This is a genomic window from Aureimonas sp. AU40, from assembly GCF_001463785.1.
Lineage (GTDB): Bacteria > Pseudomonadota > Alphaproteobacteria > Rhizobiales > Rhizobiaceae > Aureimonas.
The window spans coordinates 18307-41418 of the sequence record NZ_BBWL01000042.1 but is presented as its reverse complement, the minus strand read 5'-3'; the positions used below and the strand labels follow the sequence as shown (position 1 = coordinate 41418).

Annotated in this window: 20 protein-coding genes; 10 read left to right on the top strand and 10 right to left on the bottom strand. The window is 65.0% G+C overall.

Annotated elements, in window-relative coordinates:
• Positions 1-195: 195 nt before the first annotated feature.
• Positions 196-612 carry an RNA polymerase-binding protein DksA gene (dksA, locus tag AUL32_RS16275; protein ID WP_061975878.1) on the top strand — a complete coding sequence of 139 codons (417 nt, stop codon included), beginning with the start codon at positions 196-198 and terminating at the stop codon, positions 610-612.
• A gap of 233 nt (positions 613-845) precedes the next feature.
• On the opposite strand, the gene AUL32_RS24590 is transcribed toward dksA, so the two are convergent.
• Positions 846-2621, bottom strand: a complete 1776-nt coding sequence (locus tag AUL32_RS24590) for a flagellar biosynthetic protein FliO (protein ID WP_082659744.1) — start codon at positions 2619-2621, stop codon at positions 846-848.
• A gap of 253 nt (positions 2622-2874) precedes the next feature.
• Here AUL32_RS24590 and cckA point away from each other — a divergent pair, with 253 nt between their 5' ends.
• Positions 2875-5424, top strand: coding sequence for a cell cycle histidine kinase CckA (gene cckA, locus AUL32_RS16260; protein ID WP_244497931.1), 2550 nt, complete (start codon positions 2875-2877; stop codon positions 5422-5424).
• A gap of 139 nt (positions 5425-5563) precedes the next feature.
• Here cckA and AUL32_RS16255 read toward each other — a convergent pair whose 3' ends face one another.
• Together AUL32_RS16255 and AUL32_RS16250 are read right to left on the bottom strand one after the other, a co-directional pair.
• On the bottom strand, positions 5564-6484 hold the full coding sequence (locus AUL32_RS16255; RefSeq protein WP_062117018.1) for a pseudouridine-5'-phosphate glycosidase: 921 nt from the start codon (positions 6482-6484) through the stop codon (positions 5564-5566).
• 11 nt (positions 6485-6495) lie between these two features.
• Entirely contained in the window at positions 6496-7443 is a 948-nt protein-coding gene (locus AUL32_RS16250; RefSeq protein WP_062117015.1) for a PfkB family carbohydrate kinase, read from the bottom strand.
• Positions 7444-7589: 146 nt separating this feature from the next.
• Here AUL32_RS16250 and recA point away from each other — a divergent pair, with 146 nt between their 5' ends.
• Positions 7590-8672: a recombinase RecA gene (recA, locus tag AUL32_RS16245; RefSeq protein WP_061975887.1), complete on the top strand. Its 1083-nt coding sequence runs from the start codon at positions 7590-7592 to the stop codon at positions 8670-8672.
• Between the two features lie 175 nt (positions 8673-8847).
• Positions 8848-11496, top strand: coding sequence for an alanine--tRNA ligase (alaS, locus tag AUL32_RS16240; RefSeq protein WP_062117012.1), 2649 nt, complete (start codon positions 8848-8850; stop codon positions 11494-11496).
• A gap of 61 nt (positions 11497-11557) precedes the next feature.
• Here the strand turns inward: alaS and AUL32_RS16235 are convergent, their stop codons facing one another.
• Together AUL32_RS16235 and AUL32_RS16230 are read right to left on the bottom strand one after the other, a co-directional pair.
• On the bottom strand, positions 11558-11941 hold the full coding sequence (locus AUL32_RS16235; protein ID WP_156421497.1) for a hypothetical protein: 384 nt from the start codon (positions 11939-11941) through the stop codon (positions 11558-11560).
• 173 nt (positions 11942-12114) lie between these two features.
• Entirely contained in the window at positions 12115-13332 is a 1218-nt protein-coding gene (locus tag AUL32_RS16230) for an NADP-dependent isocitrate dehydrogenase (protein ID WP_062117006.1), read from the bottom strand.
• 201 nt (positions 13333-13533) lie between these two features.
• Between AUL32_RS16230 and AUL32_RS16225 the strand changes: the two genes are divergently transcribed.
• Positions 13534-14331, top strand: a complete 798-nt coding sequence (locus AUL32_RS16225) for an RNA methyltransferase (protein WP_062117003.1) — start codon at positions 13534-13536, stop codon at positions 14329-14331.
• On the top strand, positions 14328-15110 hold the full coding sequence (gene murI / locus AUL32_RS16220) for a glutamate racemase (protein ID WP_062117000.1): 783 nt from the start codon (positions 14328-14330) through the stop codon (positions 15108-15110). The genes AUL32_RS16225 and murI overlap by 4 nt, the downstream gene beginning before the upstream one ends.
• A gap of 9 nt (positions 15111-15119) precedes the next feature.
• On the opposite strand, the gene AUL32_RS16215 is transcribed toward murI, so the two are convergent.
• Positions 15120-15635: a hypothetical protein gene (locus tag AUL32_RS16215; protein ID WP_062116997.1), complete on the bottom strand. Its 516-nt coding sequence runs from the start codon at positions 15633-15635 to the stop codon at positions 15120-15122.
• Between the two features lie 129 nt (positions 15636-15764).
• Here AUL32_RS16215 and AUL32_RS24585 point away from each other — a divergent pair, with 129 nt between their 5' ends.
• The 4 genes from AUL32_RS24585 to AUL32_RS16200 all read left to right on the top strand — a co-directional run bounded on the left by AUL32_RS24585 (position 15765) and on the right by AUL32_RS16200 (position 18571).
• Positions 15765-15923 carry a YqaE/Pmp3 family membrane protein gene (locus AUL32_RS24585; protein WP_082639326.1) on the top strand — a complete coding sequence of 53 codons (159 nt, stop codon included), beginning with the start codon at positions 15765-15767 and terminating at the stop codon, positions 15921-15923.
• Positions 15924-16133: 210 nt separating this feature from the next.
• Positions 16134-16751 (top strand): 30S ribosomal protein S4, encoded by a 618-nt coding sequence (gene rpsD, locus AUL32_RS16210; RefSeq protein ID WP_061975903.1) that lies wholly within the window; start codon positions 16134-16136, stop codon positions 16749-16751.
• 102 nt (positions 16752-16853) lie between these two features.
• The gene (gene ttcA / locus AUL32_RS16205; RefSeq protein WP_062116994.1) at positions 16854-17744 is read left to right on the top strand and encodes a tRNA 2-thiocytidine(32) synthetase TtcA; all 891 of its coding nucleotides are present in this window, start codon (positions 16854-16856) and stop codon (positions 17742-17744) included.
• Positions 17741-18571 carry an inositol monophosphatase family protein gene (locus AUL32_RS16200; RefSeq protein ID WP_062116991.1) on the top strand — a complete coding sequence of 277 codons (831 nt, stop codon included), beginning with the start codon at positions 17741-17743 and terminating at the stop codon, positions 18569-18571. The genes ttcA and AUL32_RS16200 overlap by 4 nt, the downstream gene beginning before the upstream one ends.
• A gap of 51 nt (positions 18572-18622) precedes the next feature.
• Here AUL32_RS16200 and AUL32_RS16195 read toward each other — a convergent pair whose 3' ends face one another.
• From AUL32_RS16195 to purL, 4 genes are all read right to left on the bottom strand, one after another.
• The gene (locus tag AUL32_RS16195; RefSeq protein WP_062116988.1) at positions 18623-19903 is read right to left on the bottom strand and encodes a multidrug effflux MFS transporter; all 1281 of its coding nucleotides are present in this window, start codon (positions 19901-19903) and stop codon (positions 18623-18625) included.
• Between the two features lie 166 nt (positions 19904-20069).
• Positions 20070-20414, bottom strand: a complete 345-nt coding sequence (gene grxD / locus AUL32_RS16190; protein WP_061975911.1) for a Grx4 family monothiol glutaredoxin — start codon at positions 20412-20414, stop codon at positions 20070-20072.
• A 105-nt stretch (positions 20415-20519) separates the two neighbouring features.
• Positions 20520-20753: a BolA/IbaG family iron-sulfur metabolism protein gene (locus tag AUL32_RS16185; protein ID WP_061977777.1), complete on the bottom strand. Its 234-nt coding sequence runs from the start codon at positions 20751-20753 to the stop codon at positions 20520-20522.
• A gap of 88 nt (positions 20754-20841) precedes the next feature.
• Positions 20842-23052 carry a phosphoribosylformylglycinamidine synthase subunit PurL gene (purL, locus tag AUL32_RS16180; RefSeq protein ID WP_062117491.1) on the bottom strand — a complete coding sequence of 737 codons (2211 nt, stop codon included), beginning with the start codon at positions 23050-23052 and terminating at the stop codon, positions 20842-20844.
• Between the last annotated feature and the right edge of the window lie 60 nt (positions 23053-23112).

Below are 23112 nucleotides of genomic sequence, written 5' to 3'. Positions count from 1 at the left end.
CATGTTTCGCGTCGATATCTGCTTTACTTATGATGTGCCTGAAAAAGCGGCGACCGTCTGCTCGATGATCGTTCAAAAGTCGTTGTCTGACGGAAGCTTAGGCGACGCTTGCGCGTTTTCTCGCAAAGGCGCGAAGCGCTTGTTCACAGCCCGAGGCATGGTTATAAGCGCCTCAACTCGGCTTGGAGGTGGCAGATGAGCGAAACCTTACCAATCGGAACCGGCGTTCCCGAGGATGGGCCGTTCATGAACGATCGGCAGAAGGAATATTTCCGTCGCAAGCTTCTGGCCTGGAAGACCGAGATTCTTCGCGAAGCCAAGGAAACACTCGAAGCGCTCGCGACGGAGAACGCCAACCAAGCCGATGCGGCCGATCGGGCTTCGTCGGAAACGGATCGGTCGATCGAATTGCGGGCGCGCGATCGCCAACGCAAGCTGATCGCTAAGATCGACGCCGCGATCGAGCGGATCGACGACGGGACTTATGGATATTGCGAGGAAAGCGGCGAGCCGATCAGCCTGAAGCGGCTGGATGCGCGCCCGATCGCGACCATGACTCTTGAGGCACAGGAACGGCACGAGCGCCGCGAGAAAGTGTATCGCGACGAGTAGGGAGCCGCCGGTTCTGCGGGCCTTCGAATGGGTGCCGGTTTCGGACCGTGTCCTCAGCGACGGCCGTATAGAAACCTGATGGTAGCGTGAGGGATAGGAAGGGCATCGAGCCCTTAATTCTTGCAGTAAGAGCGCTGGACACAAAACAAAACGGGCCGCGAAAGCGGCCCGTTTTGTTTTATCCATTTCAGAACATTCGCTGAAGTTTGGGCTTACGCCCTATTGTCAAAGCCTCAGCGGCGATCCGACACGTCGAGCGTGAAGTCATGGAGCAGGCGTTCCATTTCCTCTTCGAGCGTCATCGGGCGCTCGGTCTGATCTGCCTTTGACTCTTTCTCCACGCTCGGCGCAGCTGTGAGCGAAGCGGGCTCCGGCGGCCGCGGAGCCGGTGCGACCGAAATCGCCGGCTCGATCGGTCGAGGCGTTTCCGCCTTCGGTCCCACGGATGCTTCGACCTGCGGAGCGGGAGGAGTCGGTGCGGCCACCGGCGGCAGTGGCAGCGGCGTGGTGCGACGAGACTGGATGGCAGAGGCGAAGCTGCGAACCTGCAGAGGCGAGCGGGCATCGCCGTCGCTCTCGGGTGCCGAACGTTCCGACGTGGGAACGGGCAGCTCGTCCGCTTCGGGCTCCACCACTTGCGTGAGGCGAGTTTCGTCAACCGCAGGCGGCTTGGGGGCGGTTGGGGCGACGGGTGCGGCTACCGGTTCCGTGCGCGGCGGTGAAACAGGCGCGCTCTCGGCGGCGAACGGGGTAGGCGACCAGAGCGCGCGAGCGCTGGTCGGCAAGATCGGCTCGGGCGGGCGCGGCGGAGCAGCGACGACAGGCGCGTTGGGAGCCTGAACCGGCGGCGCGATGGGCGGAGCGGGGCGTGCCGGCGAGGGCAGTGTCGGCGTTGCCATGGAGCGCGGCGCGACGACAGCACCAGTCGGCAATCCCATCGGAGCGGCGACGGGAGGCGCTGGCTGCGGTGCAGAGCGAGCAGGATCGCGGGACTCCGCTGCATCGTCCGTCAGCGCAAAACCAACGATCGGCTCCGGCTGCTGCGGGGGGGCGGATACCGGTATTGCAACGCGCGGCTCGGGCGTGTGGGAAACAGCCGGCGTCTCAGCGACGGCAGGTTCGGGGGTGGGAGCGACCCGAGAAACCGGTGTTGGGATCGGTGCGGGCAAAGGCGCAGCGACAGGAGCGCGCGCCGGCTCGGCTCGGCTCGGCTCGGCTTTTGGAGGCGCAGGCTGACGCTGAGGCGGAATGACCGGTGCGGGTGAGAGGGGCGGCTCAACCGCGCGTTGCGGTTCGACCGGCCGGGGCGGCTCCACGGCTGCACGCGGCGGCTCGACCGCAGCACGCGCGGGCTCGGTCGGGCGAGTCATCGGCGGCGCTTGGCGAGGCGGTTCGGGGGTGACGGCCGCACGGCGCGGCGGCTCCGCCTGCGCGGACAGTTGCGGCTCAAGGAACGGCTCGGCGCGCAGGGCGGGCGCCGCACGCGGCGCCTCGACCACGGGATCGGCCGCGCGCGCATTCTGAATGGCCGGGGGAACTTCGGGAACGAACGGCTCGTCCAGATCGGCGCGAACCGGCTCCGGTGCGGGCCGTGCGGGAGCCTGCGGCGGTACGCGGCGATGCGGAAGCGGGCCGGGGGAGGAGGAGCGATCGGCGCCGCCGAGTTCCGGCTCCTGACGAACGGCGCCCGGCGGGCCGCGACGCGCGCCTGGGCCGCGATAGATGCCCTGTTCCACGACGAGGTCGTTCGAACCGCCGATCAGGATCAGATGCTCCGCCTCGTCGCGGCGCACGAGCACCAGCTTGCGGCGCTGGTCCACCGGCACGACGTCCAGAACTGCGAGACGTGGCGCCCGGCCTCGGCTTCCGAGGCCTCCGGTTCCGGCGAACACCCGCTTGGCCAAGCCGACAAGCAGCAGGACCAGGAGAATGACCACCGCGGCGGCCAGAACCACCGAAACGATCGGCGCCAAACTCTCTCCAACCACGCCGGTCAACCAATCACGCATTTACCATACCTCCGCGATGACGACGGTCCCGATCGTCGTTGACGTTTCGAGACCGCTATCGGTATTCGGTTCTTATGTCGCCACCCGCCCCGATCCAGTGTCAGGTCAGCTACGACCCATACTGCCGTGCCATCATGACGAACGGCAATGACGGGCGCAAATTCGACAGAATCTCGTGCGCTTCGCGCCAAACGGTCGTAACCTTTCCAGCCCGTTATCGGAAGGGCCGATGCTGATGCATGGAGCATCCCCTGTGGAACAGACCGCGCCGGTTCACCCCAGCCCGACCGAGAAGCCGTTGATCGATCGCCATCCTGATTCGTCGGGCGTCCGCCGCATCCTGTTTCTCGCCGGGTTTCTGTTCGTCTTCGCCGCGACACTGGCTCTGTTCGGTCATGTCTATGGGGCCATCGCGCTTCTCGGCATCTTCGGCCTTCTCGCCATGGTCGGCGTGGCCGCCGTGTTCGGGCTGGCGCTCGGGCTCCTGCAGTTCGGCTTCCGCCGGGCGGAGCAAGGGATCGCGAAAGCTTTTCTGGACGATCTGCCCACCGGTACACTGGTTACGGACCGAAAAGGCCGCGTCGTCTACGCCAACCGCGCCTATGGCGAGCGCACAGGCGCGCAGTCCGCCGGCGAGGTGCGCACGTTGGAACGCCTTCTCTCGCGCGAGCCGGAAGCCTCCGAGGCCATCTATCGCCTCGCCAACCTGTCGCGCGAAAATCTGGTCGGCCAGGAGGAGTTCCGCCTGACGCGCGAACTCGGCAGCCGCACCGCCGACGCCTCACCGCGCTGGTATCGCGCATCCGTGCGCCCGCTCGCCACCGACAAGGGCACGCTGCAGGTCTGGCAGATCGCCGACATCACGCGCGAGCGGGAGGAGCAGGAAAGCTTCTTCCGCGACCTGCAGCACGCGATCGACTATCTCGATCATGCGCCCGCCGGCTTCTTCGCTGCCGACGAAGCCGGGCGCCTCGGCTATATCAACGCCACGCTGGCCGACTGGCTGCGGATCGATCTGGCCTCGTTCAAACCCTATGCGCATTCGATCTTTGACTATATGCGCGAGGAAGACGCGGCGCTTCTGCGCCGTTCCAAGCGCGTGGCCGACGAGAACGACATCAGTTCGGTCGATCTCGACCTCGTGACAGCGACGGGTCAGCGCCTGCCGGTCCGCCTCCTGCGCAATTTCGCGCCGGCAGGCGAGCGCATGAAGGGCGTAACGCGCACGCTCGTGCTCAACCGGGTCGGCACGGGCGAGCAGGAACAGGCGTTGCGCGCCGCCGAGGTGCGCTTCACCCGCTTCTTCAATTCCTCGCCCATGGCCATCGCCGCGCTCGACGCGAACGGCCGCGTGGCGCGGGCCAATGGCGCGTTCGGCCGCCTGTTCGGCGAAAACGCCGCGATCGGCGCGCAGCCGATCACCGACTGCGTGCGCGAGGAAAACCGGGAGGCGATCCGCCAGGCGCTCGCCGCCGCCTCGCGCGGCCAAGCCGACATACCCTCCGTCGACGCGGAGCTTCCAACCGAACCCATGCGCTCGGCCCGGCTCTATGTCAGCGCCAATGCCGACATGCAGGACGGCACGAGCGAGGTGGCGATTCTCTACGGCGTGGACATCACGCAGCAGCGCACGCTCGAAGACCAGTTCGCAAAAAGCCAGAAGATGCAGGCCATCGGCAATCTGGCCGGCGGCATCGCGCACGACTTCAACAACGTCCTCACCATCATCACCGCCTCGGTCGATTTCCTCCTGCTCAACCATCGCTCGGGCGATCCGTCCTTCCAGGATCTGCTTCTCATCAAGCAGAGCGCCAACCGCGCGGCCTCGCTGGTGCGCCAGCTCCTGGCCTATTCCCGCCGCCAGACCATGCGTCCCAAGATGCTGAACCTGACGGACGTGATCGCCGACATGCATCTGCTCCTGAAGCGGATTTCCGGCGATCTGGTGAAGCTGGAGCGACACCACGCCCGCGATCTCTGGCCCGTCATGGCCGATATCGGTCAATTCGAGCAGGTCGTGACCAATCTTGTGCAGAACGCCCGGGACGCGATGTCCACGCAAGGGACGGTCACGATCTCCACCCGCAACGTGTCGGAAGCCGAGGCGGCCGCATTCGCCTATTCCGAGCTCATCTCCGGCGAATACGTCCTGATGGAGGTCGCCGACACCGGTTCGGGCATGCCGGCCGACGTCGCGGAGCGCATCTTCGAGCCCTTCTTCACCACCAAGGAAATCGGCAAGGGAACGGGCCTCGGCTTGTCCATGGTCTATGGCATCGTGAAGCAGTCCGGCGGCTTCATCTTCGTGGAGTCCAAGCCCGGCGAGGGTACGGTGTTCCGCATCTTCCTGCCGCGGCACATCCCGGCCGAAGTCGCCGCGCCGCGCGTCGAGCAGGCGGGCACGCAGGCCGCCAATGCCAAGATGGACCTCTCCGGCACAGCTTCGATTCTGCTGGTCGAGGACGAGGACAATGTGCGCGCGGGCAATGTGCGCGCGCTCAAAATGCGGGGCTACGAGGTTCACGAGGCGTCGTCCGGCATCGAGGCTTTGGACGTGATGGAAGAACTCGACGGCAAGGTCGATCTCGTCGTATCGGACGTCGTCATGCCGGAGATGGATGGGCCGACCCTCCTGCGCGAGATGCGCAAGGTGCGGCCCGACCTCAAGTTCATCTTCGTGTCCGGCTATGCCGAGGACGCCTTCGCCAAGAATCTGCCGGAGGGCGAGAAGTTCGGCTTCCTGCCCAAGCCCTTCTCGCTTCGCGACCTCGCCGTGGCGGTCAAGGACGCCTTGGAAGAGTAGCGACAGACGCGGGAACGCCGGCTGTCGGTTCGTCCGGTTCGGCGACCCTAAACGTTATTGCGGAGCGCCTCACAATCGAGCGCGCTCCGCTTAGATTTTTGCCGAACAGTCTTCGATCAATATTGAAGTCTACGTGCCGTCAGGCCTTCGGGCGTTTGGCGAGCGCGACACCGATGCGGGCCGCAAGACGCGCGTTGGACTGCACGAGATCGATATTGGTCGCGAGCGAGCGGCCGTCACTGAGCTCGAAAATCCGCTGCAGCAGGAAGGGCGTCGTCGCCTTGCCCTGGATGCCCTGTGCCTCGGCGTCGCTCAACGCGGCGTCGATCCATGTGCCGATCGTGGCACCGTCGATCTCCAACTCTTCCGAAAGCGGATTGGCGATCAGCATGCCGCCGGCGATCTCCAGCTTCTCGCGAACCCGCTGGAAGTCGGCAATGGCGTCGGCGCTGTCCATGCGGATGGGCGCGGCGATGCCGGAGCGGCGCGACCAGAAGGCCGGCAACTCGTCGACGCCATAGCCGATCACCGGAACCCCTTTGGTTTCCAACACTTCGAAGGTCTTCTTCAGGTCGAGGATCGCCTTGGCGCCAGCCGACACGACGATCACCGACGTTTGTGCGAGTTCATCGAGATCGGCCGAGATGTCGAAGCTGGTTTCCGCGCCCTTGTGGACGCCGCCGATCCCACCCGTCGCAAAGACTTCGATCCCGGCCAGTTTGGCGGCGATCATCGTCGCGGCGACGGTGGTCGATCCTGTCCGCCCGGCGGCCACGGCATAGGCAAGGTCGGCCCGAGACAACTTCAGCGCGCCTTGCGTCTGCGCCAGGGCTTCGAGCTGGGCGTCGGTCAGGCCGACATGCAGCTTGCCGTCGATCACGGCGATCGTCGCCGGCTCGGCGCCCTCCTCGCGAATGAGCGCTTCCACCTGACGCGCCATCTCAAGATTGCGCGGCCAGGGCATGCCATGGGTGATGATGGTGGATTCGAGTGCCACGACGGCGCGGCCGAAGCGCAAGGCTTCGGACACGGCGGGCGAAAGCTGGATCAAGTCGTTCATGAGGTCATGCCTTACGCAAGAGGTGTGGCGGGAGGAAGCGACGCGGCCCGCAGGCGGCAACGCAGAAGCGAATCGAGGGGCAGCTCGGCCTCGATATGGAATGAGGACGCCGCCATGCCCACCCGAACGGCCGAGACGAAATCCGCCCCGTGGAGCAACTCGAATGCGGCGCCGGCCGCCAGCGTGTCGCCGGCCCCGGTCACGTCCCGAATGGATGAAATCTGAGGCGTCGCCTGAAGGTGGCGCGCCGAACCGTCGAGAATCAACGCAGGGTTCGGCCCATCCGTGATCACCGCACGCCGGAGGCCAGCGCTGAAGAGTCCCTCCGCGAGATCGGGAAGAGGCGTGTCCTTGCTGAGGCAAAGCAGCGAGACCGCTTCCGTTCGCGACAGGAACAGCGCCGAAAGCGCGGGCAGACAAGCCCGAAAGCGCAGAACCTTAACCGGGGAAACGGCGATGCCGAAGACGGGGCGCCCGCTCGCCGCGCCCGCGAAATGCGTCAGGCTGACGTCCGGCAGATTTGCGTCGAGAATCCAGGCGTCAGCCGAGGCGAGCTTGTCCCTCAGGTGCGAGCGTCGAAAAGACCGGGGCGAGAGAAGGTCGTAGATCTCCATGTCGGCGATCGCCGCACGCAACTCGCCAGTCTCGTCCAGGATAGCGGTGTAGCTGGCCGAGCGCCGATCGAGCCAGGTTAGGGAACCATCGCCGATCCCCTCGCTTTCCAAAGCACTCTCCACGGCAATTCCGATCCCGTCTCCGCCCCTGGCGCTGACGAGATGGGTCTGCGCGCCGAAACGGGCGAGGGCGCGCGCGGCGTTGAAGGCGGCGCCGCCGACACTCTCGCGGCTTCGGCCGGGGTTGGAGGCGCGCGGCACGAAGGACACGCCGGAGCGCGCCACGCGGTCGAGATGCGCTCCGCCGAGAAGGACGATCTTGGGCAGGACAGGATCGGTCGTCATGGGCAATCGAAAGCCGAAAACTGCGCGCTGGAAATCAGAAACAAAGCAGGAACGCGCCTTGAAAAATGAGAACAAAAAGGGTACATGTCCGTCACAGCCAAGCGCATTGCACCCCGTCTCGCCCCGTGAAATAAGGTTTCACCTTCATGGCCCAGAGCCCACTCCGTCTCGTTGAGGATACTTCGGTGGACAAGAACAAGGCGCTCGATGCAGCGCTTTCGCAGATCGAACGGGCCTTCGGCAAGGGCTCCATCATGCGACTCGGCCAGACCGAGAAGCTGGATATCGAAACCGTTTCGACCGGCTCGCTCGGCCTCGACATCGCGCTCGGCATCGGCGGCTTGCCGAAAGGGCGTATCGTCGAGATCTACGGGCCGGAATCGTCGGGCAAGACCACGCTCGCGCTTCATACCGTGGCCGAAGCTCAGAAGAGCGGCGGCGTCTGCGCCTTCGTGGATGCCGAGCACGCGCTCGACCCGGTCTATGCCCGCAAGCTCGGCGTCGATCTCGACAATCTCCTGATCTCGCAGCCCGACACGGGCGAGCAGGCGCTGGAGATCGTGGACACGCTGGTTCGCTCCGGCGCGATTGACGTGCTGGTCATCGATTCGGTGGCGGCGCTGACGCCGCGCGCCGAAATCGAGGGCGAGATGGGCGACTCGCTGCCCGGAATGCAGGCTCGCCTGATGAGCCAGGCGCTGCGCAAGCTCACCGGCTCGATCTCGCGCTCCAAGTGCATGGTCATCTTCATCAACCAGATCCGCATGAAGATCGGCGTCATGTTCGGCTCGCCCGAGACGACGACAGGCGGCAATGCGCTGAAGTTCTACGCCTCCGTGCGCCTCGACATCCGCCGCATCGGCTCGATCAAGGATCGCGAGGAGGTCACGGGCAACCAGACCCGCGTCAAGGTCGTGAAGAACAAGCTGGCCCCGCCGTTCAAGCAGGTCGAGTTCGATATCATGTATGGCGAAGGCGTGTCGAAGGTCGGCGAGCTCGTCGATCTCGGCGTGAAGTCTGGTATCGTCGAGAAGTCGGGCGCCTGGTTCTCCTACAATTCCCAGCGTCTGGGCCAGGGACGTGAGAATTCCAAGCAGACGCTGCGCGACAATCCGGCACTTTTGGCCGAGATCGAGGCGGCCATCCGACAGAATGCCGGCCTTATCGCCGAGAAACTGCTGGACTCCGGCCCGTCCGAGGACGACGGCGAGGGGGATGGCGAAGCCTGAGACCCGCTTCCCAATAGATGACGACGCCCGCCGCATCGGCGGGCGTTTTCGTTTCCGGCCCTCGGCAGCGCCATCGTCCCGATGCGGCATAGACAGGATTTTCCCTCGCCGCTAAAAGGCTTGCGCGGAGCGGTTCCCATGCCCCGGCCGCGTCTCCCCAGTTGAAGGTTTTTCCATGAGCGGCGTGAACGAGATCCGGTCGACCTTTCTTCAATACTTCGCGAAGAACGGGCATGAGCCGGTCGCCTCTTCGCCGCTCGTGCCGCGCAACGATCCGACCCTGATGTTCACGAACGCCGGCATGGTGCAGTTCAAGAACGTTTTTACCGGGCTGGAGAAGCGCGACTACACCCGCGCCACCACGGCGCAGAAGGTGGTTCGAGCCGGCGGCAAGCACAACGATCTCGACAATGTCGGCTACACCGCCCGGCACCACACGTTCTTCGAGATGCTCGGCAACTTCTCTTTCGGCGACTATTTCAAGGAAGAGGCGATCAGCCTCGCCTGGAACCTCGTCACCAAGGAGTTTTCGCTCGACAAGAGCCGTCTGCTCGTCACCGTTTACTCCGAGGATGAGGAGGCCGCGCGCCTCTGGAAAAGCATTGCGGGCTTCTCCGATGATCGGATCATCCGCATCCCGACCTCCGACAATTTCTGGACCATGGGCGAGACCGGCCCCTGCGGCCCGTGCTCCGAAATCTTCTACGACCAAGGTGAGAGCGTCTTCGGCGGCCCTCCGGGCTCGCCGGACGAGGACGGCGACCGGTTCCTCGAATTCTGGAACCTCGTCTTCATGCAGTTCGAGCAGGTTTCGCCGGGCGAGCGGGTGGCTCTGCCGCGTCCCTCGATCGACACCGGCATGGGCCTCGAGCGCATGGCCGCCATCCTGCAGGGCGTCACCTCCAACTACGAGATCGACCTGTTCCGCCGACTGATTGCGGCGGTGGAGGAGGCGATCGGCTCGCGCGCCCAAGGCGATGCGCTCGCCAGCCACCGCGTCATCGCCGACCATCTTCGTGCCACTGCCTTCCTGATCGCCGATGGCGTCCTGCCATCGAACGAAGGGCGCGGCTATGTGCTTCGCCGTATCATGCGCCGCGCCATGCGCCACGCCAAGCTGCTGGGCGCGCGTGAGCCGGTTCTCTTCAAGCTGCTGCCGGTGCTGGTGTCCGAGATGGGTCGCGCCTATCCCGAACTGGTGCGGGCCGAGGCGCTGATCTCGGAGACGCTGAAGCTGGAGGAGAAGCGCTTCCTCACGACGCTCGACCGCGGCCTCATCTTGCTCAACGACGCCTCGCAAGGGCTCGGCCAGGGCGACAGTCTCAACGGCGAGGTCGCCTTCAAGCTCTACGACACCTATGGCTTCCCGCTTGACCTTACGCAGGACGCGCTGCGCGCTCGCGGCGTCGGTGTCGATCTCTCCTCCTTCCAGGCCGCCATGGAGCGCCAGAAGGCCGAGGCGCGCGCGAGCTGGGTGGGCTCTGGCGAGGCGGCGGCGGAAACGGTCTGGTTCGCGATCCGCGAGCGCGAAGGCGCGACCGAGTTCCTGGGTTACGACACCGAAACGGCCGAGGGCGAAGTGCGCTCGATCGTGCAGGGCGGCGCCGAGGTGCCGGAGATCACCGCCGGTCAGCAGGCCACGATCGTCCTCAACCAGACACCTTTCTATGCGCAGTCCGGCGGCCAGGTGGGCGACACCGGCATTCTCAAGGGCGACGGCATCCGCTTCGAGGTCGAAGACACGCAGAAGGTCGCCAACGGCCTGTTCATCCATCGCGGCAAGCTCGTCGGGGGCACGCTGAAGGTGGGAACGCCTCTGGAACTGGTGGTCGATCACGCGCGCCGCACAAAGATCCGCGCCAACCATTCGGCGACGCATCTACTGCACGAGGGTTTGCGGGAGATCCTCGGGACGCATGTCGCCCAGAAGGGCTCGGAAGTTTCGGCCGATCGCCTCCGCTTCGACTTCTCGCACCCCAAGCCTCTCGAGGCCGCAGAGCTCGCGAAGGTCGAGGAACTCGCCAACGCCGTGATCCTTCAGAACACGCCGATCGAAACCCGTCTCATGGCGGTGGACGACGCCATCGCACTCGGCGCCATGGCGCTGTTCGGCGAGAAGTATGGCGACGAGGTTCGCGTCGTCGCGATGGGCGAAGCCAAGGGCGGAAAGTCCGCCTATTCGATCGAACTTTGCGGCGGCACCCATGCTCGCGCGACCGGCGACATTGGTCTGGTCCATGTCGTGTCCGAAGGGGCCGTGGGCGCCGGCGTGCGCCGCGTGGAAGCGCTGACGGGCGTTGCCGCGCGCGACTATCTCCTCGAGCAGGACGCCCGCGTGAAGCGCATCGCGTCCACTCTCAAGGTGGCGCCGGCGGAACTGGCCGAGCGTGTCGAGGCGCTAGCCGAAGAGCGCCGCCGCCTTGAGCGCGAGCTGACCGAGGCCAAGAAGAAGCTGGCGCTGGCCGGCGACGGCAATGCCTCTTCCACGGCACCGAAGGAGATCGGCGGCGTGTCCTTCGTCGGCCGCGTGCTGGACGGTGTCGCGCCCAAAGACCTCAAGGGTCTTGTGGACGAGGTGAAATCGGGTCTCGGCTCCGGCATCGTTGCCTTCGTCGGCGTGGCGGACGGCAAGGCCAGTGTGGTGGTCGGCGTCACCGACGATCTGACCGCCCGTTTCAGCGCCGTGGAACTCGTGCGCGCGGCTTCCGAGGCCATCGGCGGGAAGGGCGGCGGCGGTCGTCCGGACATGGCGCAGGCCGGGGGACCGGATGCGGCCAATGCCGACGCCGCTATTGCGGCGGTCGAGGCTAAGCTCGCGGCTTGACTATCCTGACTACTGGGACAGAAAAGGGGCGCCCGGAGCGCCCCTTTTTTTTGCGCGAGACTTACGAGTTCCAGGCCGGCATGGCGGCCAAGTCCGACGCGCTGCTGCGCAGCGAAAGAATACCGTCCGCGAGCGTGAACTGCTCCAGCGGGATGGCTGTCTTTCCCTGGCGATAGCCTTCGACGCCGGTGAAATCGACCACGGCAGCGGCCGGGCTGTTTCGATCGGCTCCAAGGATCTCGCCCACCTTCCCGACCTCGGCGCCGGTGGGGCCGAGAACTTTCATGTTCGTCGCCATACCGGCGGTGGTGTTCCAGCCAGCGAGCGCTGCGTCCTTTCGAACCTCGACCCAGGAAGCCGACTGGGCGGAAACGGACGGAATAGCCACCATCGCACCAAGCGAAAGGGCGGTGATGGTCGTGAGAGCGAGGCTCTTGATCGACATGACAGACTCCATGATTGGGTATGATTGGAGAATGCCCCGTTCGATCAATGGTTTCTTTTGCAGCATGACAATTTATTGAACGAACTGTTTTCGCGAGATTGGATTTGGCGAAAACGAAAAAGCCCGGCCAGATGGCCGGGCTTTCTCTCGTGCATTCAATGACGGATAGCGCGTCAGGCGACCGACATCGCCTTCTGGAGGTTCTCGTCGATCTTGTCGAGGAAGCCGGTCGTCGAAAGCCAGGGCTGATCCGGGCCGATGAGAAGGGCCAGATCCTTCGTCATGTGGCCGGCCTCGACCGTGTCGATGCAGACCTTCTCCAGCGTCTCGGAGAAGCGCTTCAGCTCTTCGTTGCCGTCGAGCTTGGCGCGATGCGCGAGACCGCGTGTCCAGGCGAAGATCGAGGCGATCGAGTTGGTCGAGGTCTCCTGACCCTTCTGGTGCTGGCGGTAGTGGCGCGTCACGGTGCCGTGCGCGGCTTCCGCCTCGACCGTCTTGCCGTCCGGCGTCATCAGGACCGAGGTCATGAGGCCGAGCGAGCCGAAGCCCTGGGCCACGATGTCGGACTGCACGTCGCCGTCGTAGTTCTTGCAAGCCCAGACATAGCCGCCCGACCACTTCAGAGCCGAGGCGACCATGTCGTCGATCAGGCGGTGTTCGTAGGTGAGTTTGCGCTTGTCGAACTCGGCCTTGAACTCCGCGTCGAACACTTCCTGAAAAATGTCCTTGAAGCGGCCGTCATAGGCCTTGAGGATCGTGTTCTTGGTCGAGAGATAGACCGGGAAGTTGCGCAGAAGGCCGTAGTTGAACGAGGCGCGGGCGAACTCGCGGATCGACTCGTCCAGATTGTACATGGCCATCGCGACGCCGGCGGAGGGCGCCTGATAGACCTCGTGCTCGATCACCTGGCCGTCTTCGCCGACGAACTTGATCGACAGCGTGCCCTTGCCGGGGAACTTGAAATCGGTCGCGCGGTACTGGTCGCCGAAGGCATGGCGGCCGACGACGATCGGCTGCGTCCAGCCCGGCACGAGGCGCGGCACGTTCTTCATGATGATCGGCTCGCGGAAGATCACGCCGCCGAGAATGTTGCGGATCGTGCCGTTGGGCGACTTCCACATCTTCTTGAGCTTGAACTCTTCGACACGCTGCTCGTCCGGCGTGATCGTCGCGCATTTGACGCCGACGCCGTGCTTCTTGATGGCATTGGCCGAATCGATCGTCACCTGATCGCCAGTGGCGTCGCGGTTCTCGACAGAGAGGTCGTAATATTCGAGATCGATGTCCAGGTAGGGGTGGATCAGCTTGTCCTTGATCGCCTGCCAGATGATCCGGGTCATCTCGTCGCCGTCCAGCTCCACGACCGGATTTTGGACCTTGATCTTCGCCATATGCTGCTTTCCCCAAGAGGCCCCCGGCCAAGGCGGCCGGAGCGTTGTTGGACAGAGGGCGGAAATGCCCCCGGCGTGATGGCCGCGCTATAACACCCGGTTTCCCCGCCGCAAAGCCGTCGAACCGCAAGGCTAAGGGTTTGCTCGGCTTATGAGCCGCGCTAAGGGCAGTCGAGGCGAAATTTCAGGAAAGGGCGCGCCTTGGCCGGCACGAACCGCACCGACGAGAACCTGACCGAAGGACCCGCGATCATTTTGGTCGAGCCGCAGCTTGGCGAGAATATCGGCATGGTGGCGCGCGCCATGGCCAATTTCGGGCTGGCGGACCTACGTCTGGTGAACCCACGCGACGGATGGCCCAACGAGAAGGCCCGCGCCAGCGCCTCGCGTGCCGACCATGTGATCGACGCGGTGACGCTTTACGACACGGTCGAGGCGGCAGCCGCCGACCTGACCTATCTCTTGGCGACGACGGCGCGGCCGCGCTATTCCGTCAAGCCCGTGCGCGGGCCGGACGATGCGGCGGGGCAGCTGCGCACGCGCATCAGAGGCGGCCAGAAGGCCGGCATTCTGTTCGGGCGCGAGCGTTTCGGCCTGTCGAACGAGGAGGTCGACCTTGCCGACGAGATCGTGACCTTCCCGGTCAATCCCGCCTTCGCCTCGCTCAACATCGCCCAGGCGGTCCTCCTGATGAGCTACGAGTGGATGAAGTCGGGTCTGGGCGAGGGTGCCGCGCCGCGCTTCACCGCGCCGGAGATCGTCCCCGCAGAGAAGGAGATCCTCTACCGCTTCTTCGCGCATCTGGAAGGATCGCTGGACGGAGCGGGCTATTTCTTCCCGCCGGAGAAGCGGGAGGTCATGGTTCACAACCTGCGGATCATGCTGACCCGCGCTGGGTTCAGCGGCCCCGAACTCAGCACCCTTCATGGCGTGCTACGCTCCTTCGAGCGCCAGATCCGCATCGCTTCTGAGAAACCCTCCATCGAGGGCGGGGAATGAGCGACCGGCCCGTTCTCCTTTTCGACTCCGGCTTGGGCGGACTCACCGTGCTGCGTGAGGCGCGCGTGCTGATGCCCGAACGGCGCTTTTTGTATGTCGCCGACAATGCGGCCTTTCCCTACGGAGACTGGGAGGAGGAGGCACTGCGCGCGCGGATCGTGGACCTGTTCGAGCGACTGATCGCCGAGCACGATCCGCTCCTGTGCATGATTCCCTGCAACACGGCCTCGACACTGGTGCTGGGCGACCTTCGCGCCGCGTTCCCGGCGATGAGTTTCGTGGGAACTGTTCCCGCGATCAAGCCAGCTGCCGAGCGCACGCAGTCCGGCCTCGTCAGCGTGCTGGCGACGCCCGGCACGGTGAAGCGCCAATACACGCGCGATCTCATCACCCAATGGGCCTCGAAATGCGAGATAAACCTCGTCGGCAGCGTTCGGCTGGCGGCGCTGGCCGAGGATTATCTCCGTCACGGCTTCGTGGACGAGCAGGCCGTACAGGCCGAGACGGCACCTTGTTTCGTCGAGCGCGACGGCCGGCGGACCGACATCGTGGTGCTGGCCTGCACGCATTATCCGTTTCTCGCCAACCGTATGCGCAAGACGGCGCCCTGGCCGGTGGACTGGCTGGACCCGGCCGAAGCCATCGCCCGGCGCGCGCTCTCGCTTCTGCCGCCCGATGGAGCGCCCGTCCCGGACGAGCGGGACCGGGCGATCTTCACGGCGGGCGAGCCGGATGCCGCCACCCGGTCGCTCATTCGCGGGTTCGGCCTGCGCGCCTGACGGTTAGAACTAGCTGCGGCTGAGCGAGACGTTGGATGTCGTGCGCGATTGCCCGTCTACCTGATCCGTCACCGTCAGGGTGAAGCGTCCGTTGCCGCTGTTGCGGATCGTCATGACCGCGTTGCGATCGCCATGCACAGGCTGGGGATAAACGAGATCGAGCGTCAGCGTGTCGCCTCTCAGCCGTCCGTTGCGGAGCTGCGCCGGGCCGCGACTGGAGCCGGTATAGGTGCCGGCAAAACGCTGCGAGGCGGGATCGTAGCGAATGTCGGCGCCGATCTCGCGGCGCACGATGATGGCTGCGCGGCAGGAGCCGTCGATGCGCAGCCGATTGGCGGAGGGTGCCGCGCCTGTCAGCGAACAGGATACGCGGCGGGGTGAGCTGTCCTGTTCGCGCTGGACGGTGCCGTTTCCCGAGAACGATCCAGCGAAACGCTGGAAGTAGGAAGCGTCCGCCAGGGCGGGCGCCGAGAGGGCGCCAAGCAGCGCGGCCGTCAGGGCGCCGAGAAGGCTGGGCTTGAGCATGAGTCCTGTCCTTGATCTATCGCCTGCGAGGCGCGGCCGCGAATGAACCGCACTTGAGAGCGTTGGAGGACGAGGAACGAGCGGGGCGCTCGAACGTTCAGGGCTCATCGAGACGTGAACGGGCGTTCCATGGACCTGATCAAAATCATTTTCGCCATTCTCCTTCCGCCGCTCGGCGTGTTCATGGAGGTTGGCCTCGGCAAGCAGTTCTGGATCAACATCATCCTGACCCTTCTTGGCTATATTCCCGGCATCGTTCACGCCGTCTGGGTCATCGCTCGCAAATAGGCGCAACGCCTCCCGAGCCTTGACGATTTGTGACGGATCGATTAAGCGGCATGCATCGGCGGATCGAAAGGTCCGCCGTTTCTTTACGTGTCCCGTGGGATGGTCGCGCTTGTCGTGGCATTCCTGTCGGCTCGCCGCAGGGCGAGCAAAGGAGGGCGCGTTTCCTCGGCCGGATGGAATGGTCCGCCGGTCTTGTCTTTAGGAAATGCGATGTCTAAGCGCGAAGCCGCTAAATACAAAATCGATCGCCGCATGGGCGAGAACATCTGGGGCCGTCCGAAGTCCCCGGTGAATCGTCGCCAGTACGGCCCGGGCCAGCATGGCCAGCGCCGCAAGGGCAAGATGTCCGACTTCGGTACGCAGCTGCGTGCCAAGCAGAAGCTCAAGGGCTACTACGGCGATCTGTCCGAGAAGCAGTTCCGCAAGATCTACGAAGAGGCCGCCCGTCGTCGTGGCGACACCTCGGAGAACCTGATCGGCCTGCTCGAGTCCCGCCTGGACGCGATCGTGTACCGCGCGAAGCTCGTTCCCACGATCTTCGCAGCGCGTCAGTTCGTCAACCACGGCCATGTCACCGTCAACGGCGTGCGCACCAACATCGGTTCGTTCCGCTGCAAGCAGGGCGACGTGATCGAGGTTCGTCAGAAGTCCAAGCAGCTGACCGTGGTCATCGAGGCCACCCAGCTCGCCGAACGTGACGTTCCCGACTATCTCGAAGTCGATCACGGCAAGATGGTCGTCACCTACCAGCGCGTTCCCGGTCTGCACGATGTTCCGTATCCGGTCGTCATGGAGCCGAACCTCGTCGTCGAGTTCTACTCGCGCTGATCGGTCGCCCTTCGGGACAGACCTTTTCGAAAGGCCGCCTTCGGGCGGCCTTTTGTTTTTGGGCCGTGGTTGCTACTGCGAGCTTCGAAGGAGCTGCTATCCATGCTGGACGACGACAGGCATAGCGCGACGGACGCGGCCGACACCGAGCCAGAAGGCGGCGAGGGCGTCCATCCGCTGTTTCGCGAGGCTCCCGGCTCCGTCGGCTTCAAGAAGCTGCGCAAGCGTCTGCTGCGCCAGGCGCGCGACACGATGCAGACCTACGCCATGGTTCGGCCCGGCGCGCGTTGGCTGGTCGGCCTGTCGGGTGGCAAGGACTCCTACACGCTGCTGGCGCTGCTGCTCGACCTGCAATGGCGGGGCCTGCTCCCGGTCGAGTTGCTCGCTTGCAATCTTGATCAGGGTCAGCCGAACTTCCCAAAGCATATTTTGCCGGACTTCCTCACGCGCTATGGCATCGCGCATCGCATCGAATATCGCGACACCTATTCGGTGGTGAAGGAGAAGGTGCCCGAGGGCGCTACGACCTGCGCCCTGTGCTCGCGCCTTCGACGCGGCAATCTCTATCGCATCGCGCGCGAAGAGGGCTGCGAGGCGCTGGTGCTCGGCCACCATCTCGACGATTCGATCGAGACCTTCTTCCTCAACATGCTCCATGGCGGCAAGCTCTCGGCCATGCCGGGAAAGCTCCTGAACGACGAAGGCGACCTCACCGTGCTGCGGCCGCTGATCCGCTCGGCGGAGGAGGACATCGCCCGCTTCGCCGAAGCCATGCGCTTTCCCATCATTCCCTGCGACCTCTGCGGCAGCCAGGAAGGCCTGCAGCGCAGCGCGCTCAAAGGCTTCCTCGGCGATCTCGAGCGCCGCTTCCCCGGCCGCAAGGAGACGATCGCCCGCTCGCTCTCGACCGTGAAGCCGAGCCATCTTCTCGACCCCAATCTCTTCGACTTCGCACAGCTTCAGCCTCATTCCAGAACGGACCCGACGCCGTGACCCTGCCGATCGATAAACTCGCCGCCATCCTGCGCGACGCCGCCAAGGCCGAAATCCTGCCGCGCTTCCGGCGCCTTAGCGAAGGCGACATCCGCGAGAAGACCTCGGCGGTCGATCTCGTGACCGAGGCCGACGAAGCGGCCGAGCGCTTCATCAAACGCGAATGCGCGGCACGTCTGCCGGACGCGCTCTTCGTTGGGGAGGAGGGCGTCGCGGCCGACCCGGCCCTGCTTGCCAGGATCGGCGAGGCTGACCTCTCGATCATCGTTGACCCGATCGACGGCACCGCGAACTTCGCTGCAGGCGCGCCGCTCTTTGGAGTCATGGCCGCCGTGGTGTCGAAGGGCGAGACGGTCGCCGGTCTGATCTACGATCCGCTGGGCGACGACTGGATGATCGCGGAAAAGGGCGCTGGCGCTTTCCTAGTTCGGCCGGACGGCGAACGCGTGCGCCTGCGCGCCGCCGAGCCCGCCGGCATCGCGGATATGATCGGCGTCGCGTCGTCCTCCATGCTCCCCAAGGACCAGCGCAGGGCGCTTCTGACGCGGCTCGCCGACACGCGCATTCTCGCCAATTACCGCACAGCCGCGCACGAGTACCGCCTCGCGGCCTCCGGCGCTCTGCACTACCAGTTCTATGTGAAGCTGATGCCGTGGGATCATCTCGCCGGCACGCTGCTTCTGGAGGAGGCAGGCGGCTATGTCCGCAAGTGGAACGGCGAGCCCTATCGCCCGACCGACACCAAGGGCGGGCTGTTGACCGCGACGGACCCGGAAAGCTGGCAGGCGCTGCGTGCGCTGATTGGCGATGACATTCTTCGCGCTTGAAACGCTACGCTATTTCAAACGAAAACGCCGGCCTTTGGGCCGGCGTTTTCGTTATTCGGCCGCCGCTGCGGCTGGGTGCGTGACGATCGGGTCTTCGTAATCCACGGTCCGATCAGGCCGGAAGAGTTGTCCGTTCTCAGCCACCAGCGCGCAGACGACCGCCCCGATCGACAGGACGACAAAGCCCGACAGGAGCGGGATCAGCGTTCCGTTGTAGAGATAGCCGATCGCTGCGCCCAGCACGCCGCCGCCGAAGGTCTGCATGAAGCCCAGCACGGAGGACGCCGTGCCGGCGACGTGGCCGAGCGGCTCCATGGCCAGCGCGTTGAAGTTCGTGCCGATGAAGCCGAACAGACAGAGCGTCGCGATGATCCCGACGAAGAAGACCGGGAAGGGCGGCACGCCGCCCGACAGAAGCGCGACGCTCAGATGCAGGATGTTGAACGCCAGGAACAGGCAGAGCGCGCCATGCGACAGGCGACGCATGCCGAAGCGCTCCACCAGCCGGGAATTGGTGAAGGACGCCACCGCCATGAAGACGGCGCCGGCGGAGAAGTAGAGCGTAAAGGCCGGGCCGAGGGCGTAGATCGTGCCGTAGATCTGTTCTGCCTGGTTGATGAAAGCGAAGAGCACGCCGAATATCAGCGCGGTCGAAAGGGTGTAGGCGAAGGCCCGGCGGTTGGTCAGCACCAGACGGAAGGCGCCGACGACGCGGCTGACTGTGAGTGGTAGCCGATCCTCGGGATGCAGCGTCTCGGGCAAACGGACATAGGTCCAAACGCCGACGAAGGTCCCGAACACGGCGATGGCAATAAAGATCTCGTGCCAGTCTCCGAACAGGAGAACGAGCTGGCCGATATTGGGTGCGATCACCGGGATCGCCATGAAGATCATCATGACGAGGGACATGACGCTCGCCATGCGCGCGCCCCCGAAGCAGTCCCGAACCACGGAAACGGCGATGACGCGCGTTGCCGCCGCGCCGACGCCCTGGAGCGCGCGCAGCGCGAGCAGCACGCCGAATGTCGGCGAGAAGATCGCTGCCACGGAAGCGACGACATAGACAGCAAGGCCCGCGAGCAGCACCAGGCGCCGTCCGAAGCGATCCGACAGCGTGCCATAGGCGATCTGTGCGATGCCGAAGCCCATCACGTAGGACGAGATGACGAACTGCGCCTGGTTCGGATTGGCGAGCTGCAGAGACGTCGCGATGCCCGTCAACGCGGGAATGAAGATATCGATGGCGGCGGCGTTCAGCGCCATGATGCAGGCGATGAGGGTGACGAGTTCCCAATAGGGAATCCCGCGCGTGGGATGCGACGCGTCGGACATGGTCTCAAATCTTTCCTGATGCGGCTCTCGTCTACACGCTCCCCCGCCAATTGCAAGGGAGACTTATATTTCAACGCTTCGTAGCAAAGCTCCGTGACTGAACGAAGAAGGCCCGCTTCGGTTCGAAGCGGGCCTTCAGACGAATGGCTCTTTGCGCGCTTAGGCGTTACTGCGCCGCAGCGGCGCCCTTGGCTTCCACGCCGCGTTCGGAGAAGAAGTCCTGCAACTCGCCGGCCTGGAACATCTCGCGGAGAATGTCGCAGCCGCCGACGAACTCGCCCTTCACATAGACCTGCGGAATGGTCGGCCAGGAGCCGTATTCCTTGATCCCGGTGCGAAGTTCGTCCGAAGACAGGACGTTGACGCCCTTATAGTCGACGCCGAGATAGTTCAGGATCTGAACGACCTGACCGGAAAAGCCGCATTGCGGAAAGTCCGGCGTACCCTTCATGAAGACGACCACGTCGTTCGCCTTCACCTCGTTGTCGATCCAGTCGATGATGCCGCTCATGGTCGGGTCCGTTTCAGGGTTGGCCTGCGCCGCGAGGCGATGGCGAAAAGAGTGGGGTCGCGACCTCTCGGCTTACCGCTGTCGGACGCGTCACTTGCGCAGATATTACTTCGGCGCGCTGGTTTGAAGGGCGAGGGCGTGAAGAACGCCGCCCATGTTTCCCTGCAGCGCCTGATACACCATCTGGTGCTGCTGAACGCGCGACTTGCCGCGAAAGCTCTCCGCCACGACTTCGGCCGCGTAATGATCACCATCGCCCGCCAGATCGCGGATCGTCACCACGGCGTCGGGGATCGCCTCTTTGATCATGGTTTCGATGTCGCGGGCGTTCATCGGCATGCGGTCGATCTCCTGGCTGGGCGCGACCAAACCGGTCGCGTCTCCCCGAAGCGAAGATAGGCGCTTCGGGGGAGGCTCGCAACGCGGTTCAGGCCGCGCTGGCGTCTACGACGCCGGCCATGAAATTGGGGAACCAGCTTTCATGCGCGACGGTCAGCCGCTCGACCTCGATCGAGAGCGCGCCGTTCACCACCAGTGCCGTGCCGCCGACCGTGCCGAGCTCGCGCATGGGAATGCTTCCCGCTTCTGTCTCGATCGCCGATGCATCTTTCGACGCGACGGCAACGACATAGCGGGCTTGATCCTCGCCGAAGAGCGGACCGTGCAAGGCGCCCCCGCCGACATTGACCTTGGCCCCTTTGCCAGCGGCCATGCACATTTCGGCCAGCGCGATGCCGAGCCCGCCGTCCGACAGATCGTGGCAGGCGGTGACGCGGCCCGAGCGGATCAGCCCGCGCACCAGATCGCCATGGCGCTTCTCGGCTTCGAGATCGACCGGCGGCGGGGCGCCGTCTTCGCGGCCCTCGACCTCGCGCAGATAGATCGAGCTGCCGAGATGCTGCCCGTCCTGGCCTACCAAGAACAGGACATCGCCTTCCTGCATGCCGCCGATCGTCGCCGTGTGCCGGCGATCGTCGATCAACCCAACGCCGCCGATGGTCGGCGTCGGCAGGATCGCGCGCCCATGCGTCTCGTTGTAGAGCGAGACATTGCCCGACACGATCGGGAAGTCGAGCGCGCGGCAGGCGGCGCCGATGCCTTCGACCGCTTTCACGAACTGGCCCATGATCTCGGGCTTCTCGGGATTGCCGAAATTCAGATTGTCGGTCGCGGCCAGCGGCTCGGCGCCGACGGCCGTCAGGTTGCGCCAGCATTCGGCCACGGCCTGCGCGCCACCCTGCCAGGGATCGGCCTCGCAATAGCGCGGCGTCACGTCGGAGGAGAAGGCCAGCGCCTTGGTCGCATGCCCCTCGACGCGCACCACGCCGGCGTCGCCGCCCGGGCGCTGCAGCGAGTTGCCCTGGATCAACGTGTCGTATTGCTCGAAGACCCAGCGGCGCGAGGCGATGTCGGGCGAACCGAGAACCTTGAGCAGCGCCTTCGCGTAGTCGCGCGGCTCCGGCACGTCGGAGAGATGCACGACCTTGGCGGGCTTGGGCTCGGTCCAGGGACGATCGTATTCCGGCGCCTGATCGCCGAGATCCTTGATCGGCAGGTTCGCGACTTCGCGGCCATCGAACAGGATGCGGAAGCGCAGGTCGTTCGTGGTCTTGCCGACCACCGCAAAGTCGAGACCCCATTTGCGGAAGATCGCCTCGGCCACCTCCTGCTTGGAGGGCTCCAGCACCATGAGCATGCGCTCCTGGCTTTCCGAGAGCATCATCTCGTAGGGCGTCATGCGCTCTTCGCGCACCGGCGCCTTGTTGAGATCGAGCTCGATGCCGAGATCGCCCTTGGCGCCCATTTCGACCGCCGAGCAGGTCAGCCCCGCCGCGCCCATGTCCTGGATCGCGATCACCGCGCCGGTCTGCATGAGCTCGAGACAGGCTTCGAGCAGGCACTTCTCGGTGAAGGGGTCGCCGACCTGCACGGTCGGGCGCTTCTCCTCGATCTTGTCGTCGAATTCGGCCGAGGCCATGGTTGCGCCGCCGACCCCGTCGCGGCCCGTCTTGGCGCCGAGATAGACGACCGGCAGGCCGACGCCCTTGGCTTCCGACAGGAAGATCGCGTCCGTCTTCGCAAGGCCGGCCGCGAAGGCGTTGACCAAGCAATTGCCGTTGTAGCGAGGATGAAAGTTCACCTCACCGCCCACCGTCGGCACGCCGAAGGAATTGCCGTAGCCGCCGACACCGGCCACGACGCCGGCCACGAGATGGCGCGTTTTGGGATGGTCCGGCGCCCCGAAGCGCAGCGCGTTCATCGCCGCGATCGGCCGCGCGCCCATGGTGAAGACATCGCGAAGGATGCCGCCGACCCCGGTCGCCGCGCCCTGATAGGGCTCGATGTAAGAGGGGTGGTTGTGCGACTCCATCTTGAAGACGACGCAGTCGCCATCGCCGATGTCCACGACGCCCGCGTTCTCACCCGGACCCTGGATGACGCGCGGCCCCTTGGTCGGCAGCGTGCGAAGCCAGCGCTTGGAGGATTTGTACGAGCAATGCTCGTTCCACATGGCCGAGAAGATGCCAAGCTCGGTGATGGTCGGCTCGCGGCCGATCAGGTCGAGAATGCGCTGGTACTCGTCCGGCTTCAGCCCGTGGCTGGCGATGAGGTCGGGCGTGATGGCGATGTCGGTCATGGAGCCTCCGGGCGAGAGGAGAAAAACGCGCTCGGCCGTCCTTCGCATTGGCGAAGGTCG